Below are 11,549 nucleotides of genomic sequence, written 5' to 3'. Positions count from 1 at the left end.
ATCCGGGACCGGTGGCTGTCTTTAGGCGCGGTTCATCGACCGGGCACCCTGCGCGCAAGTGGGTCCCGGCTCGGCCACCGGTCCCGGATCAAGTCCGGGACGACGATTTGACGGGGCCGAACTCAGCTGCAGCTGGCCTTCGCCGCCGTCGTCGCGTCGGAGATACCGTCTTTGTCGCTGGCGCCAAGGCTGCGGTCGTCGCGGATGATGTAGGCGGCCTCTCGGCGGAAGTTGGGCTGGCCGACGAACCAGGTGCCGAACAGCGGCTGGTAGGTGTAGTTCACCTCCACATACATCACCGCCGAACCCGACACCGCCGTGATCGTCGGATTGCCCATGCCCGCCAGCGTGGCGCCGGTCAGACCGGCCTTGGCGACGCCGTATTGCGACTTCACCTTGAGGCTGCCCTGGCAACGCTGCCAGTGGATGTACTGGCGCTTGGTTGCAGTATCGTATTCGAGGCTGGACAGGATGATCCGCCCGTTGGCGGCGAAGTTGAAGTACGACCCCTGCACCAGCGCGCCCGACATCACCGAAGCGACGTCCGCTTCCTTGACGGTGGGGGTCACCGCGCTGTTGTCGGTCTGGCCGAGGCGCGAGGCGTTATCGGCCACCGAGCTGGCGATCTGGGCGATCTGCATGTTGATCATCGCCATCCATGCCAATTCGGTTCCATAGAAACCCATTGTGACGATGATCGGCAGGATCAGCGCGAACTCCATGAAAGAGACACCGCGCTGATCGCGGCGCAGCCTTCCGGCAAGACCCGCAGCAAGGCGCGCGATCATGGGCAGCTCCCCGCATCCGAGCCATACTTGGCCTGTAGCTCGTAAGGCTGGTTCTTGCGCACCGTGCTCGCGGTCAGCGTGCGCTGGCTCGTCGAATTGGGCATGAATGGCACGATGAACACGGGCGTATAGGTCACCGTCGCGGTGTAGAGCACGACGTCGTTGCCGCCACCGTTGTCGCTGTTCCCCACATCCGCGTCCCATCTGCCGTTGCGGTTCTCGTCGGTGTAGGTTTCGCCGTTGTCGCACTTGCCGTTGGTGTTCTTGTCGTTCCAGGCCTCGGCGCGTTTTATGTCGGCGAAGTCGTAGTAGCTGGAGCGCTTGAAGGCGACCGTCGCGCCCGGCGCTACGCGCTGGACCATCGCGGTGACGTAGGCGTCGGCCTTGGTGTTGTCGGCGATCTCCAGTCCGTCCTGACGCGAGGCCTCTTCCACCGCGCCGTGCAGGATTGCGGTGAGATAGGCGCGGTGCGCCATGTCGTAGATGCCGATGAGCAGCAGCAGGAGCACCGGCGCGGCGACGGCGAACTCGATCACCGCCGAGCCGCGCTCGCCCGCCCGGAGGCGACGGAGCAGCGGCGCCGTCACTGCACGACCCTCAGTTCACCGACCTGCTTGGCGATCTCCTGGAACGCGGTGTTCAGTTCGGACGAGCTGTTCGCCGTGTACGAACTGTCGTCGGACGCGCAGGTCGTCAGATCGCTGCTCAGGCTGGACGTGAACGCCACGACCCAGACGCGGATACCCTTGGCCTTGATCGCCTCGCACGTTGCAAGGAAGCGCTGGGTGTGGCGGGCGGTGTCGTTGGTCGTACCGTCGGTGGTGACGCGGCGGTCCCAGTACTCGATGCCCCAGGCCTGGGCGATGTACTGGTTGGGCTCCATCTGGCCGTCGGTCATGAAGATGACGTGGCGCGAAACCTTGCCGCCGTTGGACGGTTCGTCGCTGTTGAGGGTCGACCACATGCCCTGCTGCGACATCAGGCGCCCGCCCCAGATCATCCCGACGTCGAGGTACGTGCCGCCGATCGCCACGAGCGAGTCCGCGTAGGAATTGAACGCGCTCTGCGTCATCGTCGCCAGCAGCTTTGCCTGCGCCGGGCAATACGTTCCCGCATCACCGCCGTTGTTGGTGGTCGCGGTGGTGTAGTAGCCGCTGTCCGACCAGCGGCGGTAGGACACCTCCGGCCAGAGCGGACGCCATTTGGTCTTGTCGTCCGACGTCGGCGCCGTGTCGAGGTCGAGATCGAGCGCGGCCTTGGGCGAGATGCCCGTGCTGGTCGAGTAGCTGAAGGTGGCCTGCGCCACGGTGTCGCGTTCCTGGATGCAGCCGCCCCAGGTCGAGGACACGTTCGCGCCGTTGGTTCCGGTAGGCGTGGCGACCGAGTTGAACTTCTTGAAGCTGCTCGTGTCGTACGTAACCTGATGGTAGCGCATCGTGTAGGGACGGGTCAGCCAGCGCCAATAGACGTAGTATGGCGTGTTTCTATCGGAACGAATACACGAGTATTCCTTCTTCACTTGCGATCGTGCCTGCCCGGACCCCTGCTCGCTGAACGCCGTATCTGCGGGCTTGGCATTATTGCAGTCGTTCTGCGAACTGTAGCTAGTCGTCGGAATAACGGCAGTCCATGTGCCGCTGTAATCGCTGCCGCCCGAATCGTCGGGCTCGTAGGCGCGCGACTGATAGGGATAGCTGTCGACGATATAGCTGCTGTTGACCGCCGTGAGCAGCCTGCCCACGTTCACCGTCGAACTGAACGGCACGAAGCCGTAGCGCACGCGCGCGTTGCTGTTGGCGGTGGCATTGTAGATCGTCGTGTAGAAGTTCTTCATCGCCGCGCGCAGCGCCTGGATGCGCGTCTGCGAGCCGGAAAGCGTGTAGTCCATCGAACCGGTGGTATCGAGCACCATCATCACGTCGGCGTTGCCGACGCCCATCGAGCTTCCGCAGTTTACCCGGATGTCGAAGCTGTCCTTGCCGAAGATGCGCATCAGCAACGTGTCGAGCACGGTCGTCGCGGTCGCGGTGACGGTCTGGCCGTCGTCGGTGGAAGTCACGGTGAACACCGTGGAGCGCGTGCCCTGCTGCGCGTCGTTGAAGTTGGTGTTGAAATACGCCGTCGCGGCCGCCTTCGAGGCGGTGTCGAAACCAGCCGTCGTCACCGTGCGCCGCCCCGCCAGCACCGCCGCGTCGCAGGCAGACTGGATTTGTTCACGCACGAGGTAATCGCGGCTCAGATCAACCGCCGAGCCCACCACGACCGCCGCCACGAGCATGCCGATCGCTGCGATCGGAAGGATGTTGCCGCCGGAATCGCGCAGGACACCGTTCAGCACTTCGCGAACGGCCTTGGCAGGATAGAGACATGCTTGACGCATCGTAAACCAGGCTCGCTCTTGGAATTGCCCCGATAATCCTTTGCCGATACCAGCAATGTCTTAAGGAAGTTTTGGCGAGCGCGCGGCTTTGCGTCCGGCCGCAGTCCGCGGCGAAAATATTTCGGTCCGTCGGGAACCGAGGAACGCCGTTAACGTTATCCGACCTGATCCGGGGACCGTGCGTGATGGGGGAGCGGTCCGGCTGCAGCGGTTTTTTACCCCCGCGAGACGAGTGAATGGCAACCGCCCGCGGACTGGATTCCACCAAGTTTCTCTACATCCTGCTACCCATCGTCATCGGCCTGACCTTCATCGCCGACACCCGTTTCCCGCTGGGCACCTCGATCTGGGTCATCTATTTGCTGCCTACGGTGCTGGCTTATCTCGCGCCGCATCGGCTGGCGCCCCTTGCCGTGGCCGCCGCGACGACCGTGCTGATCGTGATCGGCTACCAGCTCGCGCCCGAAGGCGTGGCCAAGGAAATCGCGCTCATCAACCGCACCCTGGGCACGATCACCAACCTGACGCTGGCCGGCATCGGCGCCGCGTTCATCAGCTACCGCAATTCCGCGCGAGCCTTGCAGGCCCTGCGTGAAGGCGAAGCGAAGCTGGCGCGGGAGACGACCGGAAACCTCTCCCTCGACGACCTCTCGCACCGCGTGATCAGCTTCCTCGTCGACCGTTTCGGCGCGGCGGCGGGGATCGTCTACGTCAATGACGAAGGCGCCTTTCGCCGCGTCGCCAGTTACGGTGTACCCAAAGGTGCCGGGGTTCCCGACCAGCTCGCGCCCGACGACGGCCTGCTTGCCGAAGTGATCCGCGACGGGCGCACCCGTACGATCGCGAAGGCCCCAGCCGGCTATCTCTCGTTCGGGACCGCGCTCGGGCAGTCGCCGCTGGACCGTCTGGTACTCGGCGCGGCCGCGATCGACGGCAAGGTCAATGCCGTTATCGAACTCGGCTTCCTTGACACGCCCGAGGCCCGCCCCGAAGACGCGCCCCGCTTCCTCGACACGATTTCCGGCGCGGTCGGCCTCTCGCTGCGCTCCGCCAAATACCGCGCGCGGCTGGAGCACCTGCTCTCCGAAACCCAGCAGCAGGCCGAGGAACTCGCCAACCAGAGCGAGGAACTGCGCGCCACCAACGACGAACTGGAAGCGCAGGCCAAGGCCCTGCAGAATTCCCAGACCGAACTCGAAGCCCAGCAGGCCGAGCTGGAGCGCTCGAACGCCCAGCTGGAGGAACAGGCGACTTCGCTCGAAGCCCAGCGCGACGAACTGACCCGCGCCCAGACGATGCTGCGCGGCCAGACCGAGGATCTGGAACAGGCGAGCCGCTACAAGAGCGAATTCCTCGCCAACATGAGCCATGAGCTGCGCACGCCGCTCAACTCGCTGCTGATCATGGCGCGCCTGCTGGCCGACAATCGCGGCGGCAACCTCTCGTCCGAGCAGGTCCGCTTTGCCGAGACGATCGAGACGTCCGGCAACGACCTGCTCGCGCTGATCAACGACGTGCTCGACATTTCCAAGATCGAGGCAGGCAAGCTGGAGCTGGAACCGCGCACCGTCCCGGTCGCCGCGATCCTCGCCAAGCTGCGCGATACGTTCGCCCCCGCCGCCGCCAAGCGCGGCCTGGAACTGCGCATCGCCGACGTGGCGGGCGAAATCGAGACCGACCCTCTGCGGCTGGAGCAAGTGCTCAAGAATTTCCTGTCGAACGCGATCAAGTTCACCGAGCGCGGCCACGTCGCCGTCGAGGTCGGCCGCGCCGCCGGGAACGTCGCCTTCACCGTGCGCGACACCGGCACGGGCATCCCCGCCGACAAGCAGGGCGCGATCTTCGAGGCGTTCCGTCAAGCCGACGGCGGCATCGCCCGCAAGTATGGCGGCACAGGCCTTGGCCTCTCGATCTCGCGTGAATTGTCGCAGCTGCTCGGCGGCACGATCTCGCTGGAGAGCGAGCCCGGCAAGGGCAGCGCCTTCACCATCACCCTGCCCGAGCACTTCGACGCCGAAGCCGCGCCCGAACAGGTCCGCCGCCCCTCGCCCACGCCGCTTGCCACGTCGCCGACGCCTGCGCCGACGGCCCCGCGCCGCCTCGCCGCCATCGCCGACGACCGCGAGACGCTGAGCGGCGATTCGCGCGTGATCCTCATCGTTGAGGACGATCCGGCCTTCGCGGGTATCCTCGCCGATCTCGCGCACGAAGTCGGCTTCTCGTGCCTGATCGCGGGGACCGCCGACGAAGGCGCCCTGCTCGCGCGCCAGTATCTGCCGCAGGCGGTCATCCTCGACATGCACCTGCCCGATCACACCGGCCTCTCGGTGCTCGACCGCATCAAGCGCGACGCCCGCACCCGCCATATCCCGGTCCATATCGTCTCGGCCGACCATGACGACCATGCGGCGCTCGCCAGCGGCGCGGTCGGCTACCTGTTCAAGCCGGTCAGCCGCGACACCCTGGTTGACATGCTCGAAGGGCTGGAGGCGCGCATGTCGCAGCGCCTGCGCCGCGTGCTGGTGGTCGAGGACGACGCCCAGCAGGCCGAGGCGATCCACCACCTGCTCGCCTCGCGCGATGTCGAGACGGTGGAGGTCCACTCCGCCGCCGAATGCCTGGGCAGTCTCGGCACCGAGACGTTCGACTGCATGGTGCTCGACCTCAACCTGCCCGACATGTCGGGGCTGGACCTGCTCGAACGCCTGTCGCACGACGAGAGCGTCGGCTTCCCGCCGGTGATCGTCTACACCGGCCGCGACCTCTCGCCCGAAGAGGAGATGCGGCTGCGGCGCTATTCCAAGTCGATCATCGTCAAGGGCGCCAAGAGCCCCGAACGCCTGCTCGACGAGGTCACGCTGTTCCTCCACCAGGTCGTCTCCGAACTGCCGCAGGAAAAGCAGCAGTTGCTCGCCCGCTCGCTGGGCCGCGACCAGGCGCTGGAAGGCCGCCAGATTCTGGTGGTCGAGGACGACATCCGCAACGTCTACGCGCTGACCTCGGTGCTGGAACCGCACGGCGTCGGCGTGCGGATCGCCCGCAACGGGATCGAAGCGCTGAACGAACTCGCCCGCAGCGCCGACAGCGACGGGGCGCCGGTCGATCTCGTGCTGATGGACGTGATGATGCCCGAGATGGACGGGCTGACCTGCATGAAAGAGATCCGCAAAGACCCGCAGTGGTCGCGCCTGCCGATCATCGCGCTCACCGCCAAGGCCATGGAGCGCGACCACCGCGAATGCATCGACGCGGGCGCCAACGACTACCTCTCCAAGCCGCTCGACATCGACAAGCTGCTCAGCCTCGTGCGCGTGTGGATGCCGCGATGATCGGGCGAGAGAGATGATGGTCATCCGCTCCGGCGACAGCCTGAACGACATCGAACTGGACCTCATCGTCGAGGCCATCTGGCGGCGCTACCAGTACGATTTCCGCGATTATTCGCGCGCCTCGCTGCTGCGCCGCCTCGAACGCGCGCAGGCCCATTTCGGCGTGGCGCACCTCTCCGGCCTGCTCGACGTGATCCTCCACGATTCCGCCAGCCTGCCGGTGCTGATCGGCTTCCTGACCATTCAGGTCAGCGACATGTTCCGCGACCCCGAATATTTCCGAATGATCCGCGAGACGGTGATCCCCCACCTCGCCACATGGCCGACGATCAAGGTGTGGATCGCGGGCTGCGCCAACGGCGAGGAGTTCTACTCCCTCGCCATCCTGTTCCGCGAGGCGGGGCTGGAGGATCGCACGATGTTCTACTGCACCGACATCAGCCGCCCCGCGCTGGCGAAGGCCGAGGCGGGCATCTTCGATATCGAGCGCATCGCCGGTTTCTCGCGCAATTACCGCGAGGCAGGCGGCAAGGGTTCGCTTTCGGACTACTACACCGCCAACAGCAACGTCGCCCGCTTCGATCCGGCGCTGCGCCGCCGCGCGGTCTTCGCCGACCACAACCTCGCCAGCGATGCGGTATTCTCCGAGGTCCAGCTGGTGTCGAGCCGCAACGTCCTGATCTACTTCGACCGCGCCCTGCAGGACCGCGCGCTCGGCCTCTTCGCCCAGTCGCTGCCGCCCGGCGGCTTCCTCGGTCTCGGTTCCAAGGAGACCGTCGCGTTCTCGGCGGAGACCGAGTGCTTTTCAGACTTCGCCCCGGCCGAGAAAATCTGGCGGCGCACCACGCACGATGTGCAGGAGGCCGCCTTTGCCGAATGAACCCTTGCGCATCCTTGCGGTGGACGACGTCCGCGAGAACCTGATCGCGCTGGAAGCCGCGCTGGACCAGCCCGGCGTCGAACTCGTCACTGCGTCATCGGGCTTCGAGGCGCTGGAACTGCTGCTGCGGCAAGACTTCGCGCTGGCCCTGCTCGACGTGCAGATGCCCGAGATGGACGGCTTCGAACTGGCCGAACTCATGCGCGGGACCGAGCGGACGCGCGGCGTGCCGATCATCTTCCTCACCGCCGTCGCCACGGACGAGCGGCGCAAGTTCCGCGGCTTCGAGACCGGCGCGGTCGATTACCTGCTCAAGCCCATCGACATCACCGTACTCAATTCGAAGGTCACGGTGTTCGTCGAGCTGGCCCGCCAGCGCCGCGAGATTGCATTCCAGCGCGATGAACTCGGCGCCGCGCTGGGCCGTCTGCGCGCGCATGGCGACAATTCGCCAATGGCGGTGCTGGAGATCGACTCCAGCCTGCGCATCGTCGGTTGGTACAAGGGCGCCGAACGCACGATGGGCTACACGGCAGCCGACATGCTCGGCGTGCCCCTTTCGGAAGCGCCGTTCCTGCCGCCGAACGGCGGGCGCGAGGCGTTCCTCAAGGGCATGGGCGAACTGCTTGAAGGCGGCGACCGCCGCGCCATGCAGGAGCACCGCTACCACCGGGCCGACGGGTCCTTGCGTGAAGGTGAATGGTACTGTTCCTCGCTCGCGGGCACTGGCCTGCGCCCCGGCAGCGTGATGATCGAGATGCTCGACATCACCGAACGCCGCCGCGCCGAGGACACCCAGCGCCTGCTCATCGGCGAACTCAACCACCGGGTGAAGAACACGCTGGCAACGGTGCAGGCGATCGCCTCGCAGGGGTTCCGCCATGCCCGCTCGCACCGGGAGTTCCAGGACGCCTTCACCGGCCGCCTGCAGGCACTGGCGCGCGCGCACTCGATGCTCAGCGCGACCACGTGGGAGAGCGCGAGCCTGCGCCGCCTCATCGCCGACCACGTCGCCATCGGTGCGCTCAGCGAGGATAGGCTGCTGCTCGACGGCCCCGACGCCGACCTGCCGCCCGAACTGGCGCTGCGCTTTTCGCTGGTGTTCCACGAACTCGCCACCAATGCGCACAAGTACGGGGCGTTCTCCAATGCGGTCGGCACCGTGCGCCTCGCCTGGACCGTCACCAGCCACGTGCTGGCGATGGAATGGAGCGAACACGGCGGCCCGCCCGTCTCTCCCCCTGAGCGGCGCGGCTTCGGCTCGACCCTGATCGAGCACAGCATGGTTTCCGACGGCGCGCGCATCGTCTCCGAGTTCGCGCCCGAAGGCGTGCGTTGGTCGATGGTGCTGCCCCTGGTGCCCGGAGCCCGTGTGGTCGAACCCGAACCGCAACCGGTCGCCCCTCCGCCGGTGGCCGATGCGCCTGCGTCGATGCCGCCGATGCGCATACTCGTGGTCGAGGACGAGCCGCTGGTCGCGATGGAACTGATCATGGAGATCGAGGATGGCGGCTGCGTCGCCATCGGTCCGGCGACCTCGTGCGAACAGGCCCTCGCCATGATCCGCGAGGCGAGGCCGGACCTCGTGCTTCTCGACGGCAATCTCAACGGCGAGAAGATCGACCCCGTCGCCGACGCCCTTGCCGCACGCGACACGCCCTTCGCCTTCGTCAGCGGCTATGATCGGGAGCATCTGCCGCAGGGTCACGCCGACCGGCCGATGCTCAACAAGCCCTTCGTCGTCGCCGACGTGCGCGCGATGCTGCTGCAGCTGGCCGAAAGCGCGAAGGCGCCTATCCCTCAGAAACTCGCGGAGTGACGCAGGCGCGGCAGGGCGCTATCGCCGAACCATGTCACACGTACCGTCCGTCCTGTTCGTCTGCCTCGGCAACATCTGCCGCTCTCCTCTCGCCGAAGCAGCGCTGCGCCGCGAGGCCGAGGGCGCCGGGCTGGAGGTGATCGCCGATTCGGCAGGCACGGGATCGTGGCACGTCGGCAAGGGACCGGACCCGCGCTCCTGCGCCGAGGCCGCGCGCCACGGCATCGACATCCACTCCTACCGCGCACGGCAGGTGCAGGTGCAAGACTTCCGCCGCTTCGACCGCATCGTCGCGCTGGACGCCTCCAACCTCGCCGACTTGCGCCGGATCGCGCCCTCGGATGGCGAGGCGCGCCTGTCGCTGCTGCTCGACCACGTGCCGGGGCTGGAGGGGCAGGACGTGGCCGATCCGTACTACGGCGGGCCGGAAGGGTTCGAGTCGACGTGGGAGCAGGTCAGCGCGGCGGCACGGGCGCTGGTGGCAGAGTTGAAGGCGCGATAGGCCCACCCCGCTGCGACTAAGGCCTGCGGCCTAAGTCTCGCTGCCCCTCCCGCAAGCGGGCGGGGAAAACCGTTTCAGCCCTCCCGCTTGCGGGAGGGCCGGGAGGCTTGGTCCGAAGGACCTAGCCGGACGGGGTGGGCCTGACGGCAAGCCACTACCCCTGCTCCCGCATCCAGTACTGCATCGGCTTCGGACGATCGCCCTCATCCCGGTGGTCCTTCCACGCCAGTTCGGTGACCAGTCCCTCGACCGGCACATACCCGCGCCTGCGCCAGAACCCGTCGAGCGGCACGTATCCCTCCGGAAGGTCCGGATGATCGAGAGGCCGCACAACCGCCGCGAACGTCGTCGCCTTCGCACCGCACCGCCGCGCCTGCGCCTCGCGATGGTCGAAGAAGGCATGGCCGATGCCCTGCCCGCGATATTCCGGCAGCAGCACGGATTCGCCGAAGTAGAAAACCCCCGCCACGTCCAGCCCGCGCGACTCGAAAGGCGCGCGAAACTCCGCCTTCTGCGCCGCCATGGGAGAGGCCGTCGCCATACCCACGACCCGGGCTCCATCGCGCGCCGCCACCAGCACGGCATTGGCCGCCTCGGCAAATTCGCGCAGGTAGCTTTCCTCGTAAGCCTCCGCGCCGTCGTAGAGGTAGGGCCATTCGGCGAAGACCGCGATCCGCAGTTGCGCAAGATCGCCCACGGCCGCCAGCATCTGCGCCCCCGTCAGCACCTCGATAGTCACGCCCATCCGCACAATTCCTCGCTCATCTTCGCCCCGGAGGCCCCTGCCGCGCGGGCAGTTTGCTTTTACACCGGCTTCCATTATATGCCCGCTCGAATGCCCCGGCCTTCCCGAAGCGCCGGGGCTTGCTCTTTCGCACGTTTTGCAAGGACCCAAGCGCATGTCCCGTCGCCGCCAGATCTACGAAGGCAAGGCCAAGATCCTTTACGAAGGCCCCGAGCCCGGCACGCTGATCCAGTACTTCAAGGACGATGCGACCGCGTTCAATGCCCAGAAGAAGGGCACTATCCAGGGCAAGGGCGTCATCAACAATCGCATCAGCGAGTATGTGTTCACGCGCCTGAACCACATCGGCGTGCCCAACCACTTCATCCGCCGCCTCAACATGCGCGAGCAGCTGGTCCGCCAGGTCGAGATCATCCCGATCGAGGTCGTGGTGCGCAACGTGGCCGCCGGTTCCATCTCCAAGCGCCTCGGCATCCCCGAGGGCGAAATGCTGCCGCACACGCTGATCGAGTATTACTACAAGGACGACGCGCTGGGCGACCCGCTGATCGCCGAGGAACATATCGCCTGCTTCGGCTGGGCCAACCATGACGAGATGCAGGACATCGCCGCCATGGCGATCCGCGTGAACGACTTCATGGCGGGCATGTTCGCGGCGATCAACATCCGCCTCGTCGACTTCAAGCTCGAATTCGGGCGCATCTGGGACGGCGACTTCAGCCGCGTGATCCTCGCCGACGAGATCAGCCCCGACGGCTGCCGCCTGTGGGACATGACCACCGGCGAGAAGCTCGACAAGGACCGCTTCCGCCGCGACCTCGGCGGCGAGGAAGAGGCCTACCAGGAAGTCGCCCGCCGCCTCGGCCTGCTGCAGGACGACAACGGCCCGAGCGAAGTGCTGGACCTGACCAAGCACCGCAAGCTGCGCGGCAAGTAAGTCTCGCAAGGCGTTGAATTGAAAAGGCGGCGTTCCGATGGGAGCGCCGCCTTTTTTATTCTGCAATCCTCCCTGTCGCGCAGCGATGGGGAGGTGGCAGTCGCATCAGCGATTGACGGAGGGGGCCTTCCAAACCCCTCCACCACCGCCTGCGGCGGCGGTCCCCCTC

Annotated in this window: 9 protein-coding genes; 5 read left to right on the top strand and 4 right to left on the bottom strand. The window is 66.4% G+C overall.

The features are described from left to right. Positions 1–122 precede the first annotated feature (122 nt). From ACYPYD_RS04060 to ACYPYD_RS04050, 3 genes are read right to left on the bottom strand one after another with little or no spacing between them, the layout of a single operon-like run. On the bottom strand, positions 123–788 hold the full coding sequence (locus ACYPYD_RS04060; protein ID WP_459662179.1) for a TadE/TadG family type IV pilus assembly protein: 666 nt from the start codon (positions 786–788) through the stop codon (positions 123–125). Continuing rightward, positions 785–1,375, bottom strand: coding sequence for a TadE/TadG family type IV pilus assembly protein (locus ACYPYD_RS04055; protein ID WP_008832172.1), 591 nt, complete (start codon positions 1,373–1,375; stop codon positions 785–787). Before ACYPYD_RS04055 ends, ACYPYD_RS04060 begins: the two co-directional genes overlap by 4 nt. Further along, entirely contained in the window at positions 1,372–3,168 is a 1,797-nt protein-coding gene (locus ACYPYD_RS04050) for a pilus assembly protein TadG-related protein (RefSeq protein WP_459662177.1), read from the bottom strand. Before ACYPYD_RS04050 ends, ACYPYD_RS04055 begins: the two co-directional genes overlap by 4 nt. Positions 3,169–3,404: 236 nt before the next feature. Between ACYPYD_RS04050 and ACYPYD_RS04045 the strand changes: the two genes are divergently transcribed. Genes ACYPYD_RS04045 through ACYPYD_RS04030 form a run of 4 tightly spaced genes read left to right on the top strand, consistent with a single transcriptional unit; the run spans position 3,405 to position 9,698 of the window. After that, a complete protein-coding gene (locus ACYPYD_RS04045; protein ID WP_008832174.1) occupies positions 3,405–6,497 on the top strand; it encodes a response regulator in 3,093 nt (1,030 codons plus the stop codon). Positions 6,498–6,510: 13 nt separating this feature from the next. Next, entirely contained in the window at positions 6,511–7,377 is an 867-nt protein-coding gene (locus ACYPYD_RS04040; RefSeq protein WP_008832175.1) for a CheR family methyltransferase, read from the top strand. After that, the gene (locus ACYPYD_RS04035; protein ID WP_459662176.1) at positions 7,367–9,196 is read left to right on the top strand and encodes a response regulator; all 1,830 of its coding nucleotides are present in this window, start codon (positions 7,367–7,369) and stop codon (positions 9,194–9,196) included. Before ACYPYD_RS04040 ends, ACYPYD_RS04035 begins: the two co-directional genes overlap by 11 nt. A gap of 31 nt (positions 9,197–9,227) precedes the next feature. Then, positions 9,228–9,698 (top strand): low molecular weight protein-tyrosine-phosphatase, encoded by a 471-nt coding sequence (locus ACYPYD_RS04030; RefSeq protein WP_459662175.1) that lies wholly within the window; start codon positions 9,228–9,230, stop codon positions 9,696–9,698. 154 nt (positions 9,699–9,852) lie between these two features. Here ACYPYD_RS04030 and ACYPYD_RS04025 read toward each other — a convergent pair whose 3' ends face one another. Continuing rightward, positions 9,853–10,443, bottom strand: a complete 591-nt coding sequence (locus ACYPYD_RS04025; protein ID WP_271180998.1) for a GNAT family N-acetyltransferase — start codon at positions 10,441–10,443, stop codon at positions 9,853–9,855. Positions 10,444–10,597: 154 nt separating this feature from the next. Between ACYPYD_RS04025 and purC the strand changes: the two genes are divergently transcribed. Continuing rightward, on the top strand, positions 10,598–11,380 hold the full coding sequence (gene purC / locus ACYPYD_RS04020) for a phosphoribosylaminoimidazolesuccinocarboxamide synthase (protein WP_008832179.1): 783 nt from the start codon (positions 10,598–10,600) through the stop codon (positions 11,378–11,380). Positions 11,381–11,549 lie beyond the last annotated feature (169 nt).

It is taken from the genome of Novosphingobium sp. 11B (genome assembly GCF_054589055.1).
The sequence above is the reverse complement of the archived record's forward strand: the minus strand, read 5'-3'. Positions and strand labels throughout refer to the sequence as shown.